This window comes from Zhongshania aquatica (assembly GCF_027257955.1).
Taxonomy (GTDB): domain Bacteria; phylum Pseudomonadota; class Gammaproteobacteria; order Pseudomonadales; family Spongiibacteraceae; genus Spongiibacter; species Spongiibacter aquatica.
Genome location: NZ_JANZNQ010000010.1, coordinates 20603 through 44554, shown reverse-complemented (window position 1 = coordinate 44554; position 23952 = coordinate 20603). Strand labels below are relative to the sequence as shown.

The window sequence follows — 23952 nt, the reverse complement described above, 5'->3', positions numbered from 1 at the left end:
CATTACAATGAATGCAGTCATTGTTGAAGTATTGATTTAAGCTGGCATTTGTCGGCATAACGCGAAGGACATAATGAAGACCCCAAAACGCATACAACCGCTAATTGATGATGGCATTGTCGATGAAGTACTTCGGCCATTGATGAGTGGAAAAGAAGCATCTGTGTATGTGGTTCGTTGCGGTGACGAGATTCGTTGTGCGAAAGTCTACAAAGAGGCGGCTCAGCGCAGTTTTAAGCAAGCGGTGTTGTACCAAGAAGGCCGCAAAGTACGTAACAGCCGTCGCGCCCGAGCCATGGAAAAAGGCTCTAAATTTGGCCGTAAGCAGCAAGAAGATGCATGGCATAACGCCGAGGTTGATGCACTATATCGTCTGGCGAAAGCGGGGGTTCGAGTACCGCAGCCCTTTGGTTGTTTTGACGGTGTACTGCTGATGGAGTTGGTTACTGATGAAGAAGGCGGCGTTGCGCCGCGTTTGAATGATGTGTCAATGTCTGCAGAGCAAGCGTGTGAAGATCATGCCCTTGTTATGCACTACGTTAAACTGATGTTAGTGGCGGGTTTGGTTCACGGCGATCTTTCTGAGTTTAATGTTTTAGTTGATGAGTACGGCCCTGTTATCATCGATTTACCTCAAGCCGTTGATGCTGCGGGGAATAATAACGCTAAAAGTATGCTGCATCGCGATATCAATAATATGACCGAATACTATGGCCAATTTGCTCCAGAGCTATTAGACACGCGTTATGCCGACGAAATGTGGGCTTTGTATGAAGAGGGCGAGTTAACCGAAGATAGCGAGCTAACTGGTCAATTTGAAGACAGTGGAGAAGCTGCTGATGTAGATTCTGTGCTGTTAGAAATTAAAGCGGTGATGGAAGAAGAAGCTGAGCGTCGGGAGCGAATTCGAGAGGCGAATGAAGACGATTAAGCTTTTATGTCTTGCGTAGCTATGACGGTCTTCGGTTTTAGGTAAAACTAAAATCGCTTCATGATATTTAATCCCTTCTCGCCAAACCTGAGAGTGACGGTTCCATCGCGGCTGCGGCGTAATTCGCTTAGGTCGCGATTGCGGATGTTTAATTTGGCTAGGTTTGTTGCACTGACTTGTCCCCAGGCAGGCTGCGGCTGAATAGTTTTTTCATGAGTCAATTTTCCTGAAATAAATTTTTGCCAGAGATTTTGTTGGTTCTCATCCGCTGCTGCATTGCAGCTGCCTGCCATCATCCATGTGGCTACGGCGGCGGCGCTGATCAATTTTTTCTGTAGTTGCAACCATCTGGCTAATCGAATTGGCGTTAATATTTGCTGTTCAACTAATACTTCACCAAGGCGACGATTTTGGCGGCTGTGTTCCGCTAGGGCTGCATCAAGTTGTTGCGGGCTAATTTCGCCGCTCTCTAGTAATAACTGACCTAAGGAAAGCTGTAACGCTTGGGTCATGCTTCCGTCAGGTTTAAGTGCTGGTGTGTGCTTGGCAAGTTTTTCCTGAAGCCTCAGTATTGCCTGCTTGTCGATGCTGTTGAGTTCGTGACGTTGAACAAGGACATCGCCGAGTTTACACTTACTCCATTGTTGTTTACTTAGGGCATGCTGCAATATAGCAGGGGTAATAAAGCCGCCAGCCAAGAGCAATTGTCCAAGTTGAATTGGGTTCGGCTGGGTGGCGCTATGTTTTGCGTGGCTCATTGACTTGCTGCTCCTATCCCGCCAATGCTGCGGAATGGATGATTTCACATGCTTCAATAGTGCCTATGTTGGCGTGCTGCTTTCAATACGTAGATTGCGCAGCTTACTTGCGGTGTTTTTTATTGCTGTGACATTAATTAGTAGGCAGGCCGCATCCGTGCATGACCTGCTTTTGAGATGGGGTAGCACCAGTATATTGGCGCTAAAAATTAGAAGCGGTAAGTAACCTCTGCGCCATAGCTGCGTGGAGGTCCAGCTAGGTAGCTGTCGTGACCGAACCCCGCTTGCAGGTTGATTGCATAACCGTCGTACTCCTTGTCCATTAGGTTTTTAACCCAAAGAGAAACTGAGTAGCTGTCGTCGCTGGCGTGCCAGCTAGTTCGGGCATTAAATAGCCAGTACGCGTCTTGGCGTATGTTGCCGTAACCGTATTGGTCATTGTAAGCGCTATACCACTGGTCGTCTTGAAAGTTGCCATTAACATTGGTTGTTAGGTAGCCTGATTCGGTTACCCAGATGTCGTAATCTAGCGAGATGCTATAGTTAAACTTAGGTGCAGAAATAAGTTCATTGCCGCTCAGGTCAACACGGTCGTCTGCATCTGCGATAGTTTCGGTGTTTGCTAAGGTGAGTTCAGAGAACTCTGTTTGCAAATAACCAAAACCAATTTGCAGGGTCAGTTTTTCTGTTAAACGAGCCCACAACTCTGCCTCTGCACCCGCAATTTTAGAGCTACCCGCATTTTCCAGAAAGTTAGAAAAGCCTACTACGTTTATAAATTGCTGGTCGGTATAGTCATAGGAAAATAGAGCCGCGTTTAAGCGCACGCTGTTGTCTAGTAGATCTGCTTTGAAGCCGACTTCAAACGCGTCGATATACTCCGGTGACGCGTAGGCGGTTTCTATGGGGCGAGCTAAATAGTAAGCGCCGCCATTGAAGCTACCGCTACGGTAGCCGTGGCTAGCGCTAACGTAAACCATTACGTCGTCGTTGATTCGGTAATCAAGTCCGAGTTTACCGGTCCATTCCGCTTCATTGGCTTCTAATTCGGGGGCTGAGTCAAGCGTGTAGGGGCCATGTGTGTAACCGATGTTCAGCAAATTTGCCAATAACGTTGGGTCGCCGAGAATGTCGATTAGCTGTGACTGAGACAGAGGCAGGGAGATGTAGGCATCGTCTACGCCGGTGTTGTTTCCCGGTACATAGGTGCCTCTAGGACTGCCGTCATACCCTATGCGCGAAATATTAAAGTAAGTTTGCCTGTTGCCGTCTTTTGTATAACGTAGGCCGAGATCCATGCCAAAGCGATCGGTGAAATCAAAGCGCATTTGCGAGTAGGCAGCCAGGCTGGTTTTTTTGGTTTCCATGCGCTGATCAAGCATGCCGTAGTCCAGTAAAAATGGGTACTGCTGTGCGGTATCAGGTTTTGCAACGCCAACGCGAACATCTGGTGGTGTGTTAAAAATATCGTAGACATTGTTCATATACTGATCTTCGTAGCCGTAGTAGAAGCCTGCGATGATATTGAACATACCTTCGAATTCGGATGAGAAACGCAGATCTTGGCTGTAGCCGATAGTGTCTGATGACCAGGTGATTGTCAGTAAGTCGTTGGGCGAACCATCGGTGTCGGCCAATTGGTAGTAGTCGGCGTCGTAGTATGAGGTCACCGATGTAATCGAGTAGTTATCTCCTGCGAAGGTGACGGTTAGTCCGGCGATGTCGGTGTTGGTAATAAGGGGGCCAACATCATTGGCCTCGGTCTCATGGAAATCTAAATTACGACTTTGACGCGAGTAACCGTTGTAGTCTGAATTAGGTGCGCCGATTAGATCGGTGCGGCCTTCGTTGCGTGCTGGTGTGCTTAGGGCGTCGTTACCAGACACGGTGTATTTAAATACCACATCCCATGCGTCGCTAGGTGCAAAGTGAAGGGCTAAGCGACCACCTTGGAAATCGGTTTGGGCACCATTCTCACCGCGACCAATGATATTAACGTAGCCGTCGTCGCGCTTAAAACTTAGCGCGCCCCGGGCAGCCAAAATACCTTCAATAAGTTCTGTTTCTGCGCCAGCTTCGGCACTGCTAGCATTGTAGTTGCCCACACCTAGTTTGACGTAGTTATTGGGCTCATCACCAAATTGCGGCGTGCGGGTAATAATATTAATTGCGCCGCCGGTGGTATTTTTTCCGTACAGCGTGCCTTGTGGGCCACGCAGCACTTCTAATCGCTCAACATCAAAAAAGTTGGCGCCATGACTGTATACCGGGGCCAAGTATGTTTCGTCGACATACACGCCGATTGGGCTTGCTTGGTTAGAACTGTAGTCAGACATGCTGACACCACGGATGGCAAAAATGGGTTGAATGTCGCCGTAGGGGCCGCTTACTTGCATATTAGGGACTTGCGCTGCGATATCGCTGGCATTTTCGAAGCCATACTTGTCTAGCTGTGTGCCTGTTAAACCAGTGACTGCAACGGGGATGTCCTGGGTGCTCTGGCTGCGCTTTTGCGCAGTAACTAATACTTCCTCAAGCATAGGTGCGGCAATGGCGCTGTTCATAGTACTGGCGATGGCCAAACAAATGCTCGCACGTAAAAAATGCCGGCGGCTCGGGGGTGCGGAAAAGTGATGTTGCTGCATTCGTAGTTCCTTCCAAGCGATAACTGGGTTGATCTGAGATCACAAATCTATGAGGGTGGAGAATGCCGAAAGTCTAATGACTAAAATTGTCATTTGGCGACTATTTATTATCATTTGACGACAAGCGGTATTGCTACTATTCACATTTTTCTTTTTTGTGATGCAGTACCGATTGTTGTTTAAAGCGTAGCTTAAATTTCTTGATTTACTATGCAAAGCAGGGATTTACGGTAATTATTTGGTGTGACACCAAACCAACGCTTTACTGCGCGGTTGAAAGAACTCTGTTCTTGATAGCCGAGTAAGCCTGCTATTTGCGCCATCGGCATTCGTTTTTCGGCGAGGAAATTCTGAGCATCTTGCTTGCGAATGTTGTCTACCATCTCTTCAAAGATATGACCCTCTTCTTTTAAGCGCCTTTGCAAGGTTCGTTGATGCATAAACAGTTCGTTCGCTACGGTTTTGATATTGCAGCATTGCGTGGGCAACAATCGGCTAATAATAAATTTTGTTTGCTCTATAAAAGTAAGTGGCGAGCCGCCACTTTTTTTAATGACATAGTTTGCTATGACGTCACGCTGAAATGAATCAGCGGTGCGAATTGGGAAATCAAACTGTTCGGGCGTCAATACTATGGCATTACAGTCTTGGTTGAAGAGTACAGGGCAGCCGAAGTGGCGTTTATATGCCTTTAGATCTAGGGCTCTGCTGTGTTTGAATAGCACCGTTTCGGGTTTCTTACGATTTTCCGTTAGCATGGCATGTACGTTTGCCATAAGGCCAATCGACATCTCTGTCGTTTGATGGCGGTAGGGGAAATCAGCGACATTTATGTCTAACATAATGCGTGGAAACTGAGGTGCCGAGGTGTCGTCTAGGGCCAGTGTTATTGCGGGGCTATGATGGGCAATATAGCGCGCAATGCAAAATAGCGCGTCGCCGACAGTGCTCGATGTGCGGGCCATAATCGCTATTGGGCCAAGAGTATCCATGTTTTGCTTTTTAGACAGGCGTAAGCCAAAGTCGGGGCACTGCAATTGGTTGGCAGAGGCTTCGAGCAACTGCATTAAACTGTGAAAGAAAATAAGGTAATCCAGATCATCGATACGTTCTGGGTCAATATTGAATTTCCGTAGTAATGGTTCTGGGTCGGCATTTAGCTCATGAACGAGCTCTTTGTATCCACTGAGTGCAGATGTGCGTACCAAGGGGCGCATAGTTTATGTCCAAAAAATAGCTAGCATGTTGTCGTCAAATGCTAACTTTTAGCATAGCGGTATCGCTTCGATGCTGCCAGTATTTGCAAAGATTTTTATAGATTGAGGCTGTGTGAATCGCGCGGTAGTTGGTCGATAAAATATAACAATAAGTGAGTATCTCATGGTGGGTTTTCTGCGTTTTTTTATGATCGTCATTCTGCTGCTGGGTATCGGAGTGATGTCTTTATACGCTCGCTCTCCACTTATGCCTGTGGTGTTTGTGCCTCCTTATAGTAATGGACTCGATGTTAGTTTCTCGGCTAACGAGCGTTTAGCGGCTTCAAGTATCTACCTGCAAGATGTGGGTGTTGGCCCAGAAGATATTGTGAAAGGCCCTGATGGCTATTTTTATACCGGCTATATTGATGGTCGCATTGTGCGTTTTAAGGTAAGTCATGGACGTTTCGTTGAGGCTAGTATCCAGGAGTTTGTTAATACCGGTGGCCGGCCTTTGGGAATGCAGTTTGATGGCCAGGGAAATTTAATTGTTGCCGATGCCTTTAAAGGTTTGTTGTCAGTGTCATCGAGTGGTGAGATTTCAACCTTAGTTGATTATGCGGCTCACCCGTCGCTTCGTTTTATTGATGACGTTGATATCGCGGGCGATGGCACTATTTGGTTCAGCGATGTTTCGAGCCGATTTGGTTTACATGAATATATCTACGATTTAATAGAGGGCTCCGCGACAGGTCGTCTATTGAGCTTTACACCGTCCAGCGGACAGGTTCAAGTGCATGTAAGTGGCTTGTACTTTGCTAACGGCGTGGCGATTGGGCCAGATGATAGCTGGGTGTTGGTCAATGAAACGGGTGCGTCGCGGGTAACGCGTTTGTGGCTTAAGGGCCCAAAAGCGGGACGTACCGATGTCTTCGTTGACGGCTTGCCGGGCATGCCAGACAACATTAGCTTTAACGGCAGTGATACATTTTGGCTCGCCATGCCTGCGTTGCGTAGCAAGGAGATTGACGCCCTCGCGTCTTACCCTTTTGTTCGTAAGTTGCTCGGAGGTTTGCCTGCTGAATGGCTGGTTCCGGCTAGTAAATTAGGTTTTGTTATTGGTCTTGGCTTAGATGGCGCAGTGACGTCTAACTTACAGTCTACAAGTGGTGTTTATCATACGATTACAAGCGTCAATGAGTACGATGGTTATTTATGGCTGGGGAGCTTGGCAATGCCGTCGGTCGCTGTTTTACCTGCTGCAGTAGTTCATTGACATTCTAATAGTGCCGGCCTTGTGCCGGCACATTCCAAACTCAAACTTTATCAAGCTTAACGTTTAAGATGTACTGCGTGAAAGCGCAGGTGCTCCTCAATGAAGCTGGCGATGAAATAGTAGCTATGGTCATAGCCGTCGTGACTATGTAGTTCAAGTGGGTAGCCACTGGCGTGGGCGGCGGCAGTGAGGGTTTCAGGTTTCAATTGCTCCTCTAAAAACTGATCTGCGTTGCCTTGCTCCACTCGGGCGGGTACAAATTGCTTTGTGCTGCGGATGAGTTCACTGGCATCGTGTTCTAGCCACTGGGTTTTGTCCTCGCCCAAATACGCTGTAAAGGCTTTTTGACCCCAAGGACAATTTATCGGATTGCTGATGGGGCTGAATGCGGATACAGATTGGTAGCGCAGCGGGTTTTTAAGTGCAATTGTCAGGGCGCCGTGGCCGCCCATAGAGTGACCTGAAATTGAGCGCATACCGGAAACTGGAAAACTCGCTTCAATTAGAGCAGGCAGTTCGTCCACAATATAATCGTACATTTGGTAATGACGATTCCATGGCGCCTGTGTAGCGTTGACGTAAAATCCAGCTCCCTTACCTAAGTCATATGAGTCGCTATCTGCAACATCTTCGCCTCTGGGGCTGGTGTCAGGTGCGATGATGGCGATGCCGAGTTCAGCGGCGATGCGCTGCACGCCGCTTTTTTGCATGACATTTTCATCGCTACAGGTTAGGCCCGAGAGCCAATATAAGGCCGGTACAGTTTCACCAGCTGAGGCCTGCGGCGGTAAATAAATCGCAAAACGCATGTCGCAATTCAGTACCGTGGAGCGGTGTGTGTATTGCTTGTGCCAGCCGCCAAAGCATTTGTTGCTGCTGATGTTTTCTATGCTCATAAGGTCTTACATTGCCCTATGGGGCAATGTCCTCTGGTTCTGGTGGTTTTAGTAGTGGATAACAGAGCGAATACTTTTACCTTCATGCATCAGGTCAAAGGCGTCGTTTATTTCCTCTAGCGGCATGGTGTGGGTGATGAAGTCGCTGAGTTTGAATTCCCCCGCTAAATAGCGTTCCACGTAATTAGGTAACTCTGAGCGACCTCGTACGCCACCAAAGGCGGTGCCGCGCCACACCCTACCAGTTACTAACTGAAAAGGGCGGGTCGAAATCTCTTGCCCTGCACCTGCAACACCAATAATGACAGACTCGCCCCAGCCCTTGTGGCAGCATTCTAAAGCCGAGCGCATGGTGTTGACGTTGCCGATACATTCAAAGGAAAAATCTACGCCGCCATCGGTCATCGCTACGATGACTTCCTGTATGGGTTTGTCGAAATGTTTAGGATTAACACAGTCGGTGGCGCCTAATTTTTTCGCCAATTCAAATTTAGATTCATTTATGTCTATGGCGATAATACGGCTGGCCTTGGCCATGACTGCGCCGATAACCGCTGACAGACCTATGCCGCCTAAGCCAAATATGGCGACGGTATCACCTTCTTTTACTTTGGCAGTATTCATTACGGCGCCCATGCCGGTAGTGACGCCGCAGCCAAGCAGGCAGACTTCTTCTAGGGGCGCGCTCGGATTAACCTTAGCGAGTGAGATCTCGGGTAGAACCGTATATTCGGAAAAAGTAGAGCAGCCCATATAGTGAAAAATAGGCTGGCCATCTTTATAAAATCGCGTGGTGCCATCGGGCATCAGGCCTTTGCCTTGGGTTTCGCGGATTTTTTGACAGAGGTTGGTTTTGCCAGATAGGCAGAATTTACATTCGCCACATTCAGGGGTGTAAAGCGGAATGACATGGTCGCCCACTGAAACACTGGTGACGCCTTCGCCTATCTGTTCAACAATGCCCCCGCCCTCGTGGCCAAGAATCGCGGGGAAAATACCCTCTGGATCATCGCCAGATAAAGTAAAGGCGTCGGTGTGACAGACACCACTCGCCACGATACGGACAAGTACCTCGCCTGCTTTTGGCAGCATGACGTCAACTTCTTCTATTTTTAGTGGCTGGCCTGGACCCCAGGCAACCGCGGCTTTGGATTTAATAAACTGGTCTGACATGGTGTCGCTCCACTAAATGTATGGGTGTTTGGCGATATTTGTGTGTGTTGTGGCTATTGTAATTGTTTCTTCAATGAGAATAATGTGTGGTATCTGTAAAAGACTTTTACGAGCTGGTAATAATGGCGGAATGGGACGGGGTTAGTGAGTTTGTTGCGGTAGCAGAAACTGCAAGTTTTACGGCGGCGGCGAAGCGACTTCGTCTTTCTGTTGCGCAGATTAGCAGACAAGTTTCGGCGCTAGAGGCGCGACTTAAGGTAAAGCTTCTCTACCGCACAACCCGCAAGGTTTCGCTAACCGAAGCGGGCGCCGTCTACTTTCGTCACTGTAGTCATGCCCTGGAGGGGCTTGGCGATGCAGAGAGGGCAGTATCCGATCTTCAGGCCACCCCTCAGGGCAAGATAAAGCTGACTGCGCCAATTACCTTTGGCGAAGAGCGGATTATGCCGCTGATCAATGATTTCATGGTCTTGCATCCCCAGTTAGAGATTGAATGTCTATTGTCAAATCAGTTGGTGGACATCTTGGCTGATGGTTACGATCTGGCAATTCGCTTAGGTCATCTGCAAGACTCCAGTATGATCGCGCGAAAATTATCGGTACGTCGGCGATACGTTTGTGCCGCACCGGACTATATTGGCCGCTTTGGTCTGCCCCACACAGTGTCGGAGTTGGATCAGCACGACTGCTTAGTGGGGGGCGCTGGTTATTGGCGTTTCTCGGAAAATGGGAAGGCGCGAAGTATTAAAGTGTCGGGTCGGATTCAGTGCAATAGCGCGTATGCCCTAGTTGATGCGGCATTAAAGGGGTTAGGGCTGATTCAGGTGCCAGATTACTATGTTCAAGAGCATATTGCGCAGGGGCGTCTATTGACGGCGCTAGACTCTTACTGCGAACCTGAGGAAGGTATTTGGGTTCTTTACCCTTTCAATCGACAACTGTCGCCAAAAATAAAAAGTTTGGTCGCCTATTTGGCTGAGGGCATGGGCGGAACTTGACCTTGTTGTGAGCGGTCCACTTCCGCTGTGATTCTCTAAATATATTTATCTGCTTGTTGATGTGGATGGATGCACTATTTAGGCCGTGTGTTATCAAGCCTCAAGAATCGCACGCATCTTGTCTTTAATTAAGTTGATTGCCTTGTATGGACGAAGCATTACCTTAAAGTCGGCAATTTTGCCGTCGTGATCCCAGCGGATCATGTCCACTCCATTGACCTGCACACCGTCAACTTCGACCATAAATTCTAAAACCGCATTTTTGTCATCGGCGACCTCACGCACGTAGTGAAAGCTGTCATTGAGAAGAACGTGGAATGCGGCACTGAGGTACATTTTGGTGATGTCTTTGCCGACTTGTGGCGTGTGCACCACGGGGGAATGAAATGTGGCATTGTCGGCGAGAATGGCATCGAGTTTGTTTAAATCGCGCGCGGTGATGATGTGGTGCCAGTCGGCGAGTTGATTGCTCATTTAGGCTTCTCTGTTAGATTATTATTATGCAAGCATAGCAGAGTTTTGTGCCGCATTTCCGTTATGGTTAGAAGGGGTGCCGGGTCGCTTGTTTAAAGTGGCGCTACGCCATGTTGTGGATTTTTGCTCTGCAAAATGGGTAGTTTGGTAAACTAAACCGCGGTTTGGTGCCGAGGCGTGTGATTAAAGTCCCCATTTTTTTAACTATTTTGTGTTTTGTCATAATACATTAATACGAATGTAACAAATAACCACGATAATTATTCCGTTAAAGGCCCCTGTGCAGTGTGCGAAGGTTGCCGCATTTTAGATTAGCTGCCTAAGGGCGACGGAGTAGATATGAGTGTAAATAGTGTTGTGCGTGTCATGTTGTTTGCGGCGGTTGCGGTTCTTGCTGCACCGGTGAGTGTATTGGCGGACGACGCCGTTCAGTTGATTGAAGAAGTTACCGTTGTTGGTGCTGTTCGCGGCGGTGCAGTGGACGTTGCTGATATCGACGTTGCTAGCGATGAAGTGCTGCAAGAAATGCCGGTTGCTTACGAGTAAATCGATATTTAAACAGGTTTGTTTTACTGTTTCTTTCAGGAGCCGCTGACGCGTTTAGCGGCTCCTGATTTGTATTGCAGATGTGATTTTTATCTTTTGAAGTTGCTCGTTAATTTTTAATATATCGCTCTGATCGCCGTTGCTCAGCCCCAGTGCGATGTATCCGGCGGTGAAATCACCCAAGCCGCTGTCATAACTTTCCCATCTTTCCCCTGTCCACGCTTGTACCCAAGCGTGCGGCACAAACACATATTTGCGTCCTAGAAAGCGCTCATTGCTGTAAGCGAGGCCGAATACCACCCTAGTGGGAATTTGCGAAGCTCTGGCTAATGTCGCCAGTAGTAAAGCGTGCTCGGTGCAGTCTCCCTGCTTGCTATTGTAGGCTTCTAAGGCGGTGGCGTAGCCAGAATAACTGGGTTCATCGCTCATGTGCCTAGTTACAAATCGCGTTAACCGCTGCATGCGTCCGCGAACGCTGCTGTCCATGTCAGGTAGAATTTTAGCAACTTCATTTTTGAATATTGGGTTTTGTGCGGGCAGCCAATAGGTCGATGCTAGTGCTTCTTTCAAGTCGGTCTCACTGGGTGGCGCTTCACTGCCACAGTTTTGGCAGATGACGACTTCAACGCCATTGGAGGAGGCGCTAGTGCGCTGCTCAAACGTGTCGGGCAAGGTTAGCGAGAAATTACCGCTCAACTGATAGCGAATTTTGCCGCGCAGGGCGCTGTCGGTGATTTTGTAGGGCGATTGTATGAGTTGCCGATACACATGGGTGTTCGGTACAAAGCTTGCAAGGGCGCAAGTTTGGTCGCAGCTAGAGATAAGCACCTCTTCACCATTTGAGTGGCTTTGCTCGCTTAAATAGTAAAAATCCTTATCGGCAAAAATATCACTGTATTTCTCGCTGCCATCAGCGGACGTGCTGCGTTGAATATGCCACGCATAGTCAAGGTTATCTGGACTGCTATATGCGCTAATGGCTAAATGAATTTTATCGAAACTCCGCGAACTGAAATTCCAGCTGTAGTAGTTAAGTTCTTTAACTGTGCCCTGCTGTTTCAGTAGTGCTAGGCGTAAGCCTTCCGGTAAATAAAAGGGCTGTGGAATAGTGTAGTTCTCTACAGGAGCGCCTTTTTTGATGCTTAATCTCAAAGTTTTCCCGTTAATAGCTGCGCTCATGTGGTGGTTGGTGGCGTCTGATACTACGGTTTTAGAGAGGGCAATGGGTTCACCTGAGAGTGACTCTCGGTACGCCAACGTTGTCTTGATTTCTCTGTCATGTGAGCCGGGTTGGCTCAAGGTAAGCGACAGCGTATCGCGAGTGTTGATGATGGTACCTTGACGTTCGCTGAGAAGGTGACGATACCCCATTTTGTGATCACCAAAGCTAAGGGTTTGCCACTGCTCTTTGATCACATTGTTTGTGTTTTGCGTGCTCAAGGCTGAATTATTTGTGCAGCCGTATAGTGTGAAGGCCGCAATAGTCATTAGTATTAAAAGCCTCGCTCGGAAGATGGACCGAGCTCTTGTTTGCGGGTTTTGTTTAGCTATATTACGTATACCTGCCGTGTTCATGAGGGGCTCGCGCTAAGTAGTCCATTTTTGCGTAGCCAGTCATAGCTAATCTGAACGACCTGCTCGCAATCTTCTTGCAGGGCCATGTGGCCTGCGCCCCGTATCACGCCGTGGCTAATGAGCGGAGGCATCCGCCTCATATTACGCTTAAAATCTGCTTTCTTATGCAAGTAGGAGTGTTCCGCACGTAATACGAGTGTTGGAATTTCTATACTGCGCAACGCCTGCCATGGTGAAAAGGTGTGCTGGAAATTATGGGCCTCCCACTCGCGGCTGTACCGCAAACTGAATTGACCGTTACTTTGGGCAACGAGGCCAGCCTGGGCGTAATTATCAAAGGCGACTTCAGAAAAATTCCGATAGGTAGCCTTTTTACGATGATAGTTGATAAAAGCTTCTCTGCTTTCCCAGAGCGGCGTTCTTCCGCGAGTTCGTTTTACTAAGTTTGTTTTTGCCAAAAGTGTAAAGGAAGCAGCGGGCGCAATTGCAGTAATTGTCGAAAAGAGTCGGCCCGGAGTGGTGGCGGGGTCAAACATGATTAACGCTTTAAATAAATCCGGTCGCTTTGCCGCAGCGAGCGCGCTTACCGTGCCGCCAATGGAGTGCCCCATCGCGATTACCGGCCGGCAGTGATATGTCTTTCTGCGGTAGTCGAGAAAGGCAATGAGGTCGTCTGCGTGGTGGTGCCATGAAAATCTGCGTTGCGGTGGTTTGTCGTCCCAAGCGCCCCTGTTTTCCAGTCCCACAACATTGAATTCATGCTTGAAATGGTTGAGAAAAAAGTCATAACTGCCAACAGGGAAGCCATTGGCGGCTGCAAAGTGAAGGGTGTCTCCTTCAGCGTCGTTTTGTATCCAAGTCGCTGTGCCGCGACCGAAGTCCTGCTGTTGCGTTGTAAACATGGTGTAAGTCTAAAGCCGTTGTTGTTTGGCGGAAGCATAGCACGTGAAAAATCAGTGTGTGCATCTAGTTGAGGCGTGTATTTATGATGGCATGGACCGGCGAATTTTCTTAGCGCTATCAGGGTATTCTCTTATACAGAGACTGCGACAGCGGCCGTTAACAGGGTTACGGATGAGGGGAATAGTCAACGGTGTTTAATGAATTTCAGGACCATTATACCCGTGTAGGTAAGCAACGTATTGGAGAACGCTTTGGATATCGCAACTCTATTAGGCATGTTGGGCGCGCTTGGCGTAATAGTCGTGGCTATTTTAATTGGAGGCAGTGCCAGTGGCTTCATTGACGCGCCGAGCCTGTTGATTGTCGTCGGTGGCGGCTTGCTCGCGAACTTGGTGAAGTTTCCACTAGATCAGACATTGGGCGCCTTTAAGGTCGCCTCGCGTGCATTTGTGCATAAAACTACTAGCTCTCAAGCATTGATCACTCAGTGCATGGAAATGGCTGGTGTTGCCCGTAAAGAGGGCTTACTTGGCCTTGAGTCTCTGGAAATTAGTAATGAGTTTTTAAATAAAGGCGTGCAGATGGCTATCGACGGCCACGACCCGGAATTCGTGCGCAAAGTTTTGAACAAAGAGATTAATTTGGCCATTGAGCGCCATGAAATGGGTGAGGCCGTGTTCAAGGGCTTTGGCGAATCGGCGCCGGCGATGGGAATGATCGGTACTTTGGTTGGCTTGGTGCAAATGATGTCGAATATGTCTGATCCGAAAGCCATTGGTCCGGCGATGGCTGTTGCGCTACTGACAACTCTATACGGCGCGGTATTGGCCAACGTTATTGCCCTACCGATAGCCGAAAAGCTGGCTTACCGCACAGCGGAAGAACGCCGTAATCGACATCTTATTCTTGAGGCGGTCGATGGTATTCAAGAAGGCATTAACCCGCGGGTGCTTGAATCATTACTCACTACTTATTTGCCTGATAATAAACGCGACCAAGAGCAAAAGGCCGAGGAGGCATAAGTGGAAGATGCACCCGTTAAAAAAGCCGATGCTGGTGCCCCCGCCTGGGTTTTGACCTTTGCCGATTTAATGTCGCTATTACTGGCTTTCTTCGTACTACTTTTTTCGTTCTCGGAAATGGACAAACAAAAATTTAAAGAACTATCAGGTTCGATGAAAGACGCCTTTGGTGTGCAGCGCGAGGTGCCTGCATTTAAACCGCCAATAGGTACGAGTATGATCGCGCGTGAATTTACACCCGGTACGGTAAGACCCACTGCTGAAAATGAGGTGCGTCAGGAAGCTGTGCGAGAAATGACCGATTTCGTGTCGGTTGAAGCGGACGAGGATATGCTGGACGACCTTGAGAAAGTGAAAGCGCATCTTGCTCTGGAAATAGACGAGGGTTTGGTTGAAGTTGAGAATGATGGCAATCAAGTCATTATTATTCGGATTAGAGAAAGAGGCTCATTCCCCTCCGGTAAGGCCGAACTAGCGCCTGGTTTTGATGCGGTTATCGTTAAGTTTGGTAATGTATTGAATGATATTTCTGGGCAAATAGTTGTTGCCGGACATACGGACAATATTCCGATTCACACAGATAGGTTCTATTCGAATTGGGATCTTTCGTCTGCCCGAGCTGCAACGGTAATTCGTAGTATTGTTGAAAGCAGCGGGCAGTCGCCAAATAGATTCCGTGTGGCGGGCTATGCTGATACTCGACCAATAGATGACAACAGTAGTCCAGAAGGTCGAGCCAGAAACCGCAGAGTAGAGATTTTCATGCTTAGGGGTTCAACCCAAGAGCCGGTGATGGGAAATGTCGTTGGGGAATTTGGTGCCACAATGGGGGTCGAAAAATAGTGAGCGTGACTACTCGCGAGGTAGTGGTGGTGAATTAGTTGAATCGCTTAAGCTGGCATTCAGTTAACTCCTGCTAAATTACAGGCACACTAAGGAGAAGCGATCATGACAAATACGAAAGCACTACAGTTTGAAAGCCCCGCGTTGATCCGTAATTTAATGTTAACCGTGCTGCTGATTATCGCTGTTGCGGTGACACCAAAACAAGCACACGCTGACGGTGTAGAGACTGCGGCGGCGGTATTAATAGGGGCTGCGGTATTGTACGCAGCGCATGACTCTTACAAGGACGATCGGCGTTACAGTAAACATCACGTACACGACAGGCATTGCGGTCACCAGGTGAGTTACCGTGATTCTGGTCACCATAATAGCTATTACCGCAGTGGATATAGTAATCAGCAAGTTTATACCAATGTTCATACTGGCTATTACAACGGTAATCGCGGCCACAACAATTATGGAAACGGTAAGTACTACAAAGACAAGCATGACAAGGGCAGAGATTATTCATACGGCGGCAAGCACGACAGCCATTCAGACCGATATGCGCGTGATGACCGTGATCGAGGGAATAACAATCACCAAGGCCAAGATCGCGGCAAGTTGAATGATCGCCAGAAGCATAATGAAAGCTATTGGAATACACGGGTTAAAATCAGCGAAAGACATTAATTCGACTGCGATACTTAATGATACCGGACATGTTCCGGTATTTTTTTGTGCGGATATTTGTGTCCGCTACGGGAGGAGATTGCAGGATGCGATTGTCGTTATAATGTCGCCTGATTTTTAGATCGGTATGAATAGGATGCCTTATGACAACGACAGATCTCATTGAAAAACTCAGGCAAGCGCCGCAGCCATTTGCAGAGGTCATGGCAGTGATTGATGCAGAGTATGATTTTACCCCCACAGCATTCGCTAATGGTGATCAGCGGAATGCCGCTGGCAGTAATAATGGTTCGTGTAAGATTTTTGCTTTCGGGCAACTGCATCAGCTGAATGAGCAGGCGACCTTAAACGCCTTTGGTGATTTTTATACGAAGGATGTATTAGAAAACCCGACGGGTAGCGATCACGCGAATATCCGCAATTTTATCCGCATGGGGTGGTCTGGAATAAATTTCGAGGGCGAGCCTTTACAGCCCAAATAGGTGCTGCGCCCCAGTAAAGGGGCGCTAGTGATAGCGTTAACTGCCTATGCTGCCCATCATCGACTGTTGGTAATTCTGAATACCCACTTTGTCTATAAGGCTAAGCTGGGTTTCTAACCAGTCGATATGCTCTTCTTCTGACTCTAGAATGTCTTCCAGTAGTTCGCGGCTAACGTAGTCGCTGACCGACTCGCAGTACTTGATGCCGTCTTTAAGATCGGGAACGGCCTTTAACTCTAGACTGAGGTCACATTCCAGCATCTCTTTGGTGTTCTCGCCGATGAGTAATTTGCCGAGATCTTGCAGATTCGGTAGGCCTTCCAAAAATAGAATGCGTTCGATGAGTTTATCGGCGTGCTTCATCTCGTCGATAGATTCGTGATACTCGTAGTCCGCCAACTCCTTTAAGCCCCAGTCTTTAAACATGCGGGAATGGAGAAAGTATTGGTTAATCGCTACGAGTTCATTACCGAGGGCTTTATTGAGGTAGGCAATAACCTTGCTGTCACCTTTCATGCTTGCTGTCCTTTTGCGATTAGCAGTTTGCGAAGCCTAAGTGTGCACACGCCACTAACGGAAAGTCAAGGTAAGTGATTGATTTTCAAGGTTTAAGATAAATAGAAAGCTAATCGTTATCAGTTGCGTTACGCCGCCGCATAACACAGGTTTTCATCGTAGCTATTGAGATAGCTATCGTAAATTTCACGAGCTAGTGAGCCACACTTGCCGCATTGGCTGGCTAATTCAAGAGCACGACGGACTTCGCGGAAGCTGCCAGCGCCAGCATCTACCGCGTCGCGGATATGCGTATCGGTGATACCCTTGCAGAGACAAACGTACATGCTATTTTGAATCTCAGTGTGTGTGAAATTGAATGGCAACGATAATGCAAATGAGAATGCGTGTCAATTGGGTTTTGTGATTTTTCCGATGTTGCTTTAATAGTGCGTAGCTATGATGGCGATAATAAAATTCAATGGGATTGGGCGGGGACGGCGTGTATGATTGCTGTCCTGAATCATGTTTTTACGGCATTTTTTGTCGTTCACTTAACTTATTTTAACCATTAATCAGAGGTGTATTACATGGGCGTTCTCGTAGGCAAGCCAGCTCCAGACTTCACATGCGCGGCAGTACTGGGTACTGGCGAAATTGTTGATAGCTTTACTTTGAGCGAAGCGGCTAAAGGCAAGTATGCATTGCTGTTTTTCTACCCGCTTGATTTCACATTCGTTTGCCCCTCAGAGCTGATCGCATTAGATCACCGCATGGATAAATTCCGTGAGCTGGGTGTTGAGGTGATCAGTGTGTCTATCGACTCACAATTCACTCACAACGCGTGGCGCAACACGGCTATTAAAGATGGCGGCATTGGTCCTGTTACTTACACTATGGCTGCCGACGTTCGTCACGATATTTGCCGTGCCTACGACGTAGAAGCAGAAGGCGGCGTTGCTTTCCGCGGTGCTTTCTTAATTGATAAAGAAGGTTTGGTACGTTCGCAGTTAGTTAACGATCTGCCACTTGGCCGCAACGTTGATGAGTTAGTGCGTTTGGTTGAAGCACTTCAGTTCCACGAAGAGCATGGCGAAGTTTGCCCAGCTGGCTGGAATAAAGGCGACAAAGGCATGAACGCATCACCAGACGGTGTTGCTGCATACCTAGCTGAGAACTCTGACAAGCTATAAGTTAGAGCAATCCTAAAAGGCCCGCGCTTGCTGAAAGGTGGCGCGGGTTTTTTTATGGCTGACTTAAAGGTTTTTTCATTAGCGTTATTGTTTTCGGCATCCATAAAAAAACCCCGCATCAGCGGGGTTTTAAACGACATTTTAGCGAATTGCTAAATTATGCAAAGTTTGCCGCTGCAAATTCCCAGTTAACTAGGTTCCAAAAACCTTCTAAGTATTTTGGGCGAGCATTGCGGTAGTCGATGTAATACGCGTGTTCCCAAACATCTGCAGTAAACAACGGCGTTTGACCGTCGCGTGCGATTGGGGTGTCGGCGTCGTCGGTGTTGACGATTTCTAGGCTACCATCGGTGTTTTTAACCAACCATGTCCAGCCAGAACCGAAGTTGCCAACGGCTTTGCCATTAAACGCAGTTTTGAATTCTTCAAAAGAACCAAAGGCTTTATCAATTGCTGCTGCCAAGTCACCACTTGGTGCGCCGCCGCCATTTGGGCTCAGGCTATTCCAGTAGAACGTGTGGTTCCATACTTGGGCTGCTTGATTGAACAATACACCGCTAGAAGTTTTGATTATTTCTTCGAGTGATTTACCTTCAAATTCGCTGCCAGGTACCAATTCGTTGAGCTTGGTCACGTAAGCGTTGTGGTGTTTGCCGTGATGGAAATCGAGTGTTTCGGCAGAAATGTGTGGTTCTAGCGCGTCTTTTGCATAGGGTAGTGCGGGTAGTTCAAAAGCCATGTGATTCTCTCCTGAGTATGGTTTTGTGTTGTAAAGTTGTTCAGTGTTGTACCTGATTTGTATGATGTTTCGCTTACATCTTCACGGTTCGTCGTGAATTAACGCAGCAAAATCAGGGCCAACGCCAGCCTCCTAGCTGTTGCCAGCGATTGACGATCTCGCAGAACAACTCGGCCGTTTTAAAGGCATCGTAAGCGGCGCTGTGGGCCTCACTGTTGTCGAAGTCGATATCAGCTAATTGGCAAGCTCTAGCTAACACGGTGTGGCCATAGGCGAGCCCAGAAAGGCTGGCTGTATCCATTACCGAAAAGGGGTGGAAAGGATTGCGTTTAATGTTGCTGCGCTCGATGGCGGCCAAAACAAAGCCGAGATCAAAGTGCGCATTATGTCCCACCAGCACCGCTCGGGTGCACCCATTAGCCTTCACTTGCTGGCGAATTCGCTTCATCAACTCGCCCATAACAGTCACTTCTTTTTGTGCCTGTCGTAGTGGGTTATGGGGATCGATGCCTGTAAATTCAAGAGCAGCGGGTTCTAAATTTGCGCCCTCGAAGGGTTCGACGTTGTAACTAATTGTGTCGTCGGGTTCTAGCTGGCCGGAGTCATCCATGCGCAAAAACGTGGCTGCGATTTCCAGTACCGCGTCTGTCTGACAGTTAAAACCACCGGTTTCAACGTCAATAACGACGGGTAGGAAGCCTCGGAAGCGTTGTGCGATCATCGATTTTTCATCGCTTAAGTCCATAGTTGTCTCAGGCTACCTGCCAGTGTACTTGCTCACCGCCACGCAGAGGGTAAATTGTGTCTGGGCCAAGCGGAAGTTGCTCCGGTGCGGTCCAGCTGTTCTTCTGTAAAATAATGGTGTCCTTGTTTCTGGACAGGCCATAAAAGTCGGGGCCGTAGAAGCTGGCAAAGGCCTCTAGTTTCTCCAGCTTTCCTGCTGTTTCAAACGCTTCCGCATATAATTCAATGGCGGCGTACGCGGTATAGCAGCCAGCACAGCCGCAGCTGGTTTCCTTGCGGTGGCGCGCGTGGGGCGCGGAGTCGGTGCCTAAGAAAAACTTTGGGCTGCCCGATGTTGCGGCGGTGATAAGTGCTTGCTGGTGGGTGTTTCGCTTGAGGATCGGAAGGCAGTAATAATGTGGGCGAATACCACCTGCCAGCATGTGATTGCGATTGTACAGTAAGTGATGCGCGGTAATCGTTGCTGCAATATTGTCAGATGACTCAGTGACAAACTGCGCAGCATCTGAGGTGGTGATATGTTCGAGCACTAACTTTAGTGCCGGGAATTGTTTACTTATTTGACGCAAGTAGCGGTCGATGAATCGGGCCTCGCGATCAAAAATATCAATATCAGAGTCGGTGACCTCACCGTGAACAAGTAGCGGCAAGCCGTGCTTTTCCATACTTTCGAGCACGGGGTAGAGCTTTTTAATACTTGTGACGCCTGAATCTGAATTAGTGGTTGCGCCGGCGGGATAGAGTTTTGCTGCGTAAACTACGTCGGATGCTGCCGCTGCCGCAATATCTTCGGGCTGGGTATTGTCAGTAAGATACAGCACCATTAAGGGCTGCAGCTTGTGGCCTGCGATTGGTAGCGCGTCTTCAATGCGCTGTTTGTAATCTTTCGCTTCAGCGAGATTGCGCACGGGCGGAGTTAGGTTGGGCATGACAATGACGCGGCCAAAATAGCGGCTGGCGTCTGCGACGGTATGAGTTAATACCTCCCCGTCTCGTAAATGAATATGCCAGTCGTCGGGGCGGGTTATTTCTAGGGTTTGCATGTTTCGCCTTAATGCTAGCGTCCGCTGAGCGGCCTATTTGAGCCGGTTTCGGAGGCGTGATGTCTGGCGGAGAATGCTACAGGAATTTGAGGGGGGCATAAACACCTGTCACGATGGCGCGGCAGGTGTTTATACCGGTCTAGCAAGATTACTTGGGTGAGCTTGCCGTTTTACTGGCGCTAAATGTTAATTCTTCGCTATTTGAGGTAATGATACTGGCACCAACGCCCGGTACGCTCATGAGTTTTTCGGCGGAATCGATGGGGCCGTTTTCTTCGCGGTAGCGAATAATGGCTTCTGCGCGTTTGGGGCCAACCCCTTTTAAGGTTTGCAGTTCTTCGGCGGTGGCGGTGTTGACGTCCAGTGCGAAGCTAGCATTGATAAAGGGGAGGGATAAAAGCAGTGCTAATAGAAAGTATTTCATCGTAAAAATCCTTTTCAAGATGAAGAGTGTAAAAGCAGTTTTAAGCTGGGCGCACCTTCTGGTGCGCCCATTCCAAGCATAGAGCATGTCAACAATTATGCAAAGTAGGCTTTCCTACTTGTTTAGCGAACTTTGATTTCTGTCCATAGTTTGTTAATTAGGCGGCGTTGTTTAGCGTTGCGCGCACTAACGGTTTCTAAGCTCTTTTGAACCTCGTCATTGGGGAAAATGGCGGAGATTTTCAAAATCTCAGGTTCAATAAAGGGTGTTGCAGCCGCGTTTGGATTGCCTGTGCCAACGACATTGGTCAGCTCGGCGGCATTTTCTGGCGCCATCATAAAGTTGATGAATTGCAGGGCTAGCTCAGGATCGCGCGCTTTTTTCGGAATGACCATATTGTCTAACGCCAAAACGGCACCTTGCTTAGGTAGTACAAAGTTGACGCTAAAGTCGCGACCGGCTTCTGCTGCATCTGCGCGGGCTTGGAACATATCGCTGGAGTAGCCGTGTGCGACCCATATATTACCAACGGTGAGTTCCTTGATATAGCTAGATGAATTGAAGGCTGCCCAGTAAGGTTTGGCTTTCAGGATGACCGCCTGAGCTTCTTTTAGGTGTTTTTCATCGTTATCGTTTATGGAGTAGCCGAGGTATTTCAGTGCAGCGCCGAACAGCTCCTCTGAATCATCCATAACGGTGACTTTGCCTTTGATCTTTGCCAATACCGTTGGATCGAAAATAATAGACCAGTCGCTTGGATTTATGCCCAACTCTGCTATTTTTTCTTCGTTGTAACCAACTAAAGTTGTGGTAAAGGCGTAAGGCAGTGAATACACATTACCCGGATCGTAAGCTTTGTCTAAAAAGCCTTTCGCGGTGTTACCCAGATTGCTTAGCTTGCTCTTGTCTAGTGGTAGTAAGAAGTCTTGCTTGATTAAGGCCTCCACTGCGTTTTGAGTTGGTATCACCACATCGTAGTCGCCGGCACCGGCGAGTAGTTTTGCCATCATTTCTTCGGTGGCAGAGAAGTAATCCTGTACTACTTTACAGCCACATTGTTCTTCAAAACGCGTGACGGTATCTTCGGCAATATAGTCGTTCCAGTTGAATAAATGTAATGCTTTCTCAGCCATAGCAATTTGCGAAACGCACAGCACAAAACAGCACAGTATCTTTTTCACGGTAGCATCCTTTGTAAAGGGTTGGGTAAAGGTTATAGCGGCTTATTGTCTCAACACCATGGGTGAGATTCGGGACAGCGCGGTGATGATAATTAATGTGACCAGCATAAGCAGGGTCGACACCGCGTTCACTTCAGGCGTAACAGCAATTTTTACCATGGAATAAATCTCCAGTGGCAACGTCGAGCTGCCGACGCCTGCAGTAAAAAACGTAATTACAAAATCGTCAATAGAAAGTGTAAATGCCATCATGCCGCCAGCAATAATGCCGGGCTTTAAAAGCGGCAGAGTGACGAGGCGAAAGGCTTGCGTTGGTAACGCCCCTAAGTCGCGGGCGGCTTCCACCAAGCTTTGATCCATGCCGGAAAGTCTGGACTGAACCGCCAAGGCAACAAAGCCGATACAAAAACTAACATGGGCAAGAATAATTGATGTCATGCCAAGAGTGACGTTAAAAAGAATAAACATAAGGAGCAGGCTAACGCCGATCAAAATATCTGGCATTGCAATGGGGCCAAGTACCAGAGCAGACAGCCACTTTTGCCGGAAACGGTGGATAGCGAGTCCGGCTAGGGTGCCGAGTACGGTGGCAAGTAAGGCGCTAATGGTGGCAATTATTAGCGAGTTTGCCGCTGCGTGAAGAATTTCGCCATTTTGGAAGAGTTTTTCATACCACTTCCACGTAAAGCCTACCCATTCGGCATTGAGCTTTGAATCGTTAAAGGAAAAGAGCACAACCACAACCAACGGTAGGTATAAAAATAAATAGACTAATGTGCCAGCGCTGATCAATGCCTTGCTGGGGTAAGCGCTATTTTTTACCATTGTCTTCTCCTGCTGGGCGGCCAAGTTTGGCGGCAAGAAGAACTAAAAGCAGTGTTATTGCTGTTAGTACTAATGACAGCACACTGCCAAACGGCCAATCGCGGGATTCGACAAATTGTTGTTTGATTACATTACCAATCATGATGCCATTGGTCCCGCCGAGTAGGTCGGGGATGGCGAAAATGCCCAGAGAGGGAATAAATACTAAGACCGCGCCGGCGTAAATGCCGGGCAAGGATAGCGGCCAAGTGATCAGCCAAAAGCACTGGAAACGATTGGCGCCGAGGTCTTGGGCGGCGTCAAGTAAGCGGTTATCGTGCTTCTCAAGGTTTGCATACAAGGGCAAAATCATAAAGGGCAAGTGCACGTAAACAAGGCAGGTAATGACAGCTGTGCTGCTGAACATCAGTGAAATCGGTTCTAGCCCGAGGGCGCTGGTAACGACGTTCAACGCTGCAGTAAGTGCGCCCTGAGGGCTGAATATGATCATCCAAGCGTAAATCCGTACTAGGAAATTACTCCAGAAAGGGAGTATCACCAATAGCAGCAATAAATCTCGATAGCGCTTGCTGCTCCGGGCAATCATCAGCGCAAGTGGGTAAGCCATCAGTACGCATATCAAGGTGGTTAGTAGTGCGTACGTCAGTGATTTAATTAGCAGGCTTAAGTAAATCTCTGTTTCGAATAGCCGCCGCCAGTTCTCCAGGGTTAGGTCGAGTGTAAAGCCGCCATCCTCAATGTAATACCACGGCGCTAAACCACCATACTCACCTGAGTAGCGAAATGAGGCGAACAGCATCATCAAGCTCGGGACGGCAAAAAACAGCAGAAGATAAAGTCCGGGCGGGAGTGATAGCAGCAGGCTGCTCAGTCGTTCAGCGCGGATAAGGGCTTTCTTGCTAAGTGCGCTCACTG

The 23952-nt window shown here is 48.3% G+C and carries 26 protein-coding genes; 9 read left to right on the top strand and 17 right to left on the bottom strand.

Features of this window, described 5'->3' with window-relative positions; translation table 11 throughout:
* The first annotated feature begins 73 nt into the window (after window positions 1-73).
* Window positions 74-931: a PA4780 family RIO1-like protein kinase gene (locus tag O9X78_RS11585; RefSeq protein ID WP_269619850.1), complete on the top strand. Its 858-nt coding sequence runs from the start codon at window positions 74-76 to the stop codon at window positions 929-931.
* A 47-nt stretch (window positions 932-978) separates the two neighbouring features.
* Here the strand turns inward: O9X78_RS11585 and O9X78_RS11580 are convergent, their stop codons facing one another.
* The 3 genes from O9X78_RS11580 to O9X78_RS11570 all read right to left on the bottom strand — a co-directional run bounded on the left by O9X78_RS11580 (window position 979) and on the right by O9X78_RS11570 (window position 5551).
* Window positions 979-1689, bottom strand: coding sequence for a cyclic di-GMP-binding domain-containing protein, MshE-related (locus O9X78_RS11580; protein ID WP_269619849.1), 711 nt, complete (start codon window positions 1687-1689; stop codon window positions 979-981).
* Between the two features lie 209 nt (window positions 1690-1898).
* Window positions 1899-4334, bottom strand: coding sequence for a TonB-dependent receptor (locus O9X78_RS11575; RefSeq protein ID WP_269619848.1), 2436 nt, complete (start codon window positions 4332-4334; stop codon window positions 1899-1901).
* Between the two features lie 191 nt (window positions 4335-4525).
* Window positions 4526-5551, bottom strand: coding sequence for an AraC family transcriptional regulator (locus tag O9X78_RS11570; protein ID WP_269619847.1), 1026 nt, complete (start codon window positions 5549-5551; stop codon window positions 4526-4528).
* 163 nt (window positions 5552-5714) lie between these two features.
* Between O9X78_RS11570 and O9X78_RS11565 the strand changes: the two genes are divergently transcribed.
* Window positions 5715-6806: an SMP-30/gluconolactonase/LRE family protein gene (locus tag O9X78_RS11565; RefSeq protein ID WP_269619846.1), complete on the top strand. Its 1092-nt coding sequence runs from the start codon at window positions 5715-5717 to the stop codon at window positions 6804-6806.
* Window positions 6807-6862: 56 nt separating this feature from the next.
* On the opposite strand, the gene fghA is transcribed toward O9X78_RS11565, so the two are convergent.
* Together fghA and O9X78_RS11555 are read right to left on the bottom strand one after the other, a co-directional pair.
* On the bottom strand, window positions 6863-7702 hold the full coding sequence (gene fghA, locus O9X78_RS11560) for an S-formylglutathione hydrolase (protein WP_269619845.1): 840 nt from the start codon (window positions 7700-7702) through the stop codon (window positions 6863-6865).
* Window positions 7703-7750: 48 nt separating this feature from the next.
* Window positions 7751-8875 (bottom strand): S-(hydroxymethyl)glutathione dehydrogenase/class III alcohol dehydrogenase, encoded by a 1125-nt coding sequence (locus O9X78_RS11555; RefSeq protein ID WP_269619844.1) that lies wholly within the window; start codon window positions 8873-8875, stop codon window positions 7751-7753.
* 86 nt (window positions 8876-8961) lie between these two features.
* On the opposite strand from O9X78_RS11555, the gene O9X78_RS11550 reads away from it, so the two are divergent.
* Entirely contained in the window at window positions 8962-9873 is a 912-nt protein-coding gene (locus O9X78_RS11550; RefSeq protein WP_269619843.1) for a LysR substrate-binding domain-containing protein, read from the top strand.
* Window positions 9874-9966: 93 nt separating this feature from the next.
* Here O9X78_RS11550 and O9X78_RS11545 read toward each other — a convergent pair whose 3' ends face one another.
* Window positions 9967-10347: a nuclear transport factor 2 family protein gene (locus tag O9X78_RS11545; RefSeq protein ID WP_269619842.1), complete on the bottom strand. Its 381-nt coding sequence runs from the start codon at window positions 10345-10347 to the stop codon at window positions 9967-9969.
* A 339-nt stretch (window positions 10348-10686) separates the two neighbouring features.
* Here O9X78_RS11545 and O9X78_RS11540 point away from each other — a divergent pair, with 339 nt between their 5' ends.
* Window positions 10687-10893 carry a hypothetical protein gene (locus tag O9X78_RS11540; RefSeq protein WP_269619841.1) on the top strand — a complete coding sequence of 69 codons (207 nt, stop codon included), beginning with the start codon at window positions 10687-10689 and terminating at the stop codon, window positions 10891-10893.
* Window positions 10894-10947: 54 nt separating this feature from the next.
* Here the strand turns inward: O9X78_RS11540 and O9X78_RS11535 are convergent, their stop codons facing one another.
* Together O9X78_RS11535 and O9X78_RS11530 are read right to left on the bottom strand one after the other, a co-directional pair.
* The gene (locus tag O9X78_RS11535) at window positions 10948-12381 is read right to left on the bottom strand and encodes a transglutaminase-like domain-containing protein (RefSeq protein ID WP_269619840.1); all 1434 of its coding nucleotides are present in this window, start codon (window positions 12379-12381) and stop codon (window positions 10948-10950) included.
* Between the two features lie 83 nt (window positions 12382-12464).
* On the bottom strand, window positions 12465-13370 hold the full coding sequence (locus O9X78_RS11530; RefSeq protein WP_269619839.1) for an alpha/beta fold hydrolase: 906 nt from the start codon (window positions 13368-13370) through the stop codon (window positions 12465-12467).
* Between the two features lie 252 nt (window positions 13371-13622).
* On the opposite strand from O9X78_RS11530, the gene pomA reads away from it, so the two are divergent.
* The 4 genes from pomA to O9X78_RS11510 all read left to right on the top strand — a co-directional run bounded on the left by pomA (window position 13623) and on the right by O9X78_RS11510 (window position 16393).
* Complete coding sequence (gene pomA, locus O9X78_RS11525; RefSeq protein ID WP_269619838.1) at window positions 13623-14393, top strand: flagellar motor protein PomA; 771 nt, start codon at window positions 13623-13625, stop codon at window positions 14391-14393.
* Window positions 14394-15236, top strand: a complete 843-nt coding sequence (locus O9X78_RS11520; RefSeq protein ID WP_269619837.1) for a flagellar motor protein MotB — start codon at window positions 14394-14396, stop codon at window positions 15234-15236.
* A 105-nt stretch (window positions 15237-15341) separates the two neighbouring features.
* Window positions 15342-15911, top strand: a complete 570-nt coding sequence (locus O9X78_RS11515; RefSeq protein WP_269619836.1) for a hypothetical protein — start codon at window positions 15342-15344, stop codon at window positions 15909-15911.
* A gap of 143 nt (window positions 15912-16054) precedes the next feature.
* The gene (locus O9X78_RS11510) at window positions 16055-16393 is read left to right on the top strand and encodes a HopJ type III effector protein (RefSeq protein ID WP_269619835.1); all 339 of its coding nucleotides are present in this window, start codon (window positions 16055-16057) and stop codon (window positions 16391-16393) included.
* Window positions 16394-16429: 36 nt separating this feature from the next.
* Here O9X78_RS11510 and bfr read toward each other — a convergent pair whose 3' ends face one another.
* Window positions 16430-16909, bottom strand: a complete 480-nt coding sequence (gene bfr / locus O9X78_RS11505; RefSeq protein ID WP_269619834.1) for a bacterioferritin — start codon at window positions 16907-16909, stop codon at window positions 16430-16432.
* A 128-nt stretch (window positions 16910-17037) separates the two neighbouring features.
* Window positions 17038-17235, bottom strand: a complete 198-nt coding sequence (locus O9X78_RS11500) for a bacterioferritin-associated ferredoxin (protein WP_269619833.1) — start codon at window positions 17233-17235, stop codon at window positions 17038-17040.
* 243 nt (window positions 17236-17478) lie between these two features.
* On the opposite strand from O9X78_RS11500, the gene O9X78_RS11495 reads away from it, so the two are divergent.
* On the top strand, window positions 17479-18081 hold the full coding sequence (locus O9X78_RS11495) for a peroxiredoxin (protein ID WP_269619832.1): 603 nt from the start codon (window positions 17479-17481) through the stop codon (window positions 18079-18081).
* A gap of 157 nt (window positions 18082-18238) precedes the next feature.
* Here the strand turns inward: O9X78_RS11495 and O9X78_RS11490 are convergent, their stop codons facing one another.
* The 7 genes from O9X78_RS11490 to O9X78_RS11460 all read right to left on the bottom strand — a co-directional run bounded on the left by O9X78_RS11490 (window position 18239) and on the right by O9X78_RS11460 (window position 23950).
* Window positions 18239-18820, bottom strand: coding sequence for a superoxide dismutase (locus O9X78_RS11490; RefSeq protein WP_269619831.1), 582 nt, complete (start codon window positions 18818-18820; stop codon window positions 18239-18241).
* Between the two features lie 112 nt (window positions 18821-18932).
* Window positions 18933-19565 (bottom strand): ribonuclease T, encoded by a 633-nt coding sequence (gene rnt / locus O9X78_RS11485; RefSeq protein ID WP_269619830.1) that lies wholly within the window; start codon window positions 19563-19565, stop codon window positions 18933-18935.
* Window positions 19566-19572: 7 nt separating this feature from the next.
* Entirely contained in the window at window positions 19573-20607 is a 1035-nt protein-coding gene (pyrC, locus tag O9X78_RS11480; RefSeq protein WP_269619829.1) for a dihydroorotase, read from the bottom strand.
* Between the two features lie 148 nt (window positions 20608-20755).
* A complete protein-coding gene (locus O9X78_RS11475) occupies window positions 20756-21031 on the bottom strand; it encodes a ComEA family DNA-binding protein (protein WP_269619828.1) in 276 nt (91 codons plus the stop codon).
* 122 nt (window positions 21032-21153) lie between these two features.
* The gene (locus tag O9X78_RS11470) at window positions 21154-22212 is read right to left on the bottom strand and encodes a polyamine ABC transporter substrate-binding protein (RefSeq protein ID WP_269619827.1); all 1059 of its coding nucleotides are present in this window, start codon (window positions 22210-22212) and stop codon (window positions 21154-21156) included.
* A 42-nt stretch (window positions 22213-22254) separates the two neighbouring features.
* Complete coding sequence (locus tag O9X78_RS11465) at window positions 22255-23037, bottom strand: ABC transporter permease (RefSeq protein ID WP_269619826.1); 783 nt, start codon at window positions 23035-23037, stop codon at window positions 22255-22257.
* The gene (locus O9X78_RS11460; protein WP_269619825.1) at window positions 23024-23950 is read right to left on the bottom strand and encodes an ABC transporter permease; all 927 of its coding nucleotides are present in this window, start codon (window positions 23948-23950) and stop codon (window positions 23024-23026) included. Before O9X78_RS11460 ends, O9X78_RS11465 begins: the two co-directional genes overlap by 14 nt.
* Between the last annotated feature and the right edge of the window lie 2 nt (window positions 23951-23952).

Excerpts from the sequence above, each read along its gene's own strand:
- bfr (WP_269619834.1), bottom strand. The coding sequence starts at position 16,909 with ATGAAAGGTGACAGCAAGGTTATTGCCTACCTCAATAAAGCCCTCGGT.
- rnt (WP_269619830.1), bottom strand. The coding sequence starts at position 19,565 with ATGGACTTAAGCGATGAAAAATCGATGATCGCACAACGCTTCCGAGGC.
- O9X78_RS11500 (WP_269619833.1), bottom strand. The coding sequence starts at position 17,235 with ATGTACGTTTGTCTCTGCAAGGGTATCACCGATACGCATATCCGCGAC.
- O9X78_RS11495 (WP_269619832.1), top strand. The coding sequence starts at position 17,479 with ATGGGCGTTCTCGTAGGCAAGCCAGCTCCAGACTTCACATGCGCGGCA.
- O9X78_RS11490 (WP_269619831.1), bottom strand. The coding sequence starts at position 18,820 with ATGGCTTTTGAACTACCCGCACTACCCTATGCAAAAGACGCGCTAGAA.
- O9X78_RS11580 (WP_269619849.1), bottom strand. The coding sequence starts at position 1,689 with ATGAGCCACGCAAAACATAGCGCCACCCAGCCGAACCCAATTCAACTT.
- O9X78_RS11545 (WP_269619842.1), bottom strand. The coding sequence starts at position 10,347 with ATGAGCAATCAACTCGCCGACTGGCACCACATCATCACCGCGCGCGAT.
- O9X78_RS11465 (WP_269619826.1), bottom strand. The coding sequence starts at position 23,037 with ATGGTAAAAAATAGCGCTTACCCCAGCAAGGCATTGATCAGCGCTGGC.
- O9X78_RS11540 (WP_269619841.1), top strand. The coding sequence starts at position 10,687 with ATGAGTGTAAATAGTGTTGTGCGTGTCATGTTGTTTGCGGCGGTTGCG.
- O9X78_RS11565 (WP_269619846.1), top strand. The coding sequence starts at position 5,715 with ATGGTGGGTTTTCTGCGTTTTTTTATGATCGTCATTCTGCTGCTGGGT.
- O9X78_RS11575 (WP_269619848.1), bottom strand. The coding sequence starts at position 4,334 with ATGCAGCAACATCACTTTTCCGCACCCCCGAGCCGCCGGCATTTTTTA.
- O9X78_RS11515 (WP_269619836.1), top strand. The coding sequence starts at position 15,342 with ATGACAAATACGAAAGCACTACAGTTTGAAAGCCCCGCGTTGATCCGT.
- O9X78_RS11530 (WP_269619839.1), bottom strand. The coding sequence starts at position 13,370 with ATGTTTACAACGCAACAGCAGGACTTCGGTCGCGGCACAGCGACTTGG.
- pyrC (WP_269619829.1), bottom strand. The coding sequence starts at position 20,607 with ATGCAAACCCTAGAAATAACCCGCCCCGACGACTGGCATATTCATTTA.
- O9X78_RS11555 (WP_269619844.1), bottom strand. The coding sequence starts at position 8,875 with ATGTCAGACCAGTTTATTAAATCCAAAGCCGCGGTTGCCTGGGGTCCA.
- O9X78_RS11570 (WP_269619847.1), bottom strand. The coding sequence starts at position 5,551 with ATGCGCCCCTTGGTACGCACATCTGCACTCAGTGGATACAAAGAGCTC.
- O9X78_RS11510 (WP_269619835.1), top strand. The coding sequence starts at position 16,055 with ATGACAACGACAGATCTCATTGAAAAACTCAGGCAAGCGCCGCAGCCA.
- O9X78_RS11535 (WP_269619840.1), bottom strand. The coding sequence starts at position 12,381 with ATGACTATTGCGGCCTTCACACTATACGGCTGCACAAATAATTCAGCC.
- O9X78_RS11475 (WP_269619828.1), bottom strand. The coding sequence starts at position 21,031 with ATGAAATACTTTCTATTAGCACTGCTTTTATCCCTCCCCTTTATCAAT.
- fghA (WP_269619845.1), bottom strand. The coding sequence starts at position 7,702 with ATGAGCATAGAAAACATCAGCAGCAACAAATGCTTTGGCGGCTGGCAC.
- O9X78_RS11585 (WP_269619850.1), top strand. The coding sequence starts at position 74 with ATGAAGACCCCAAAACGCATACAACCGCTAATTGATGATGGCATTGTC.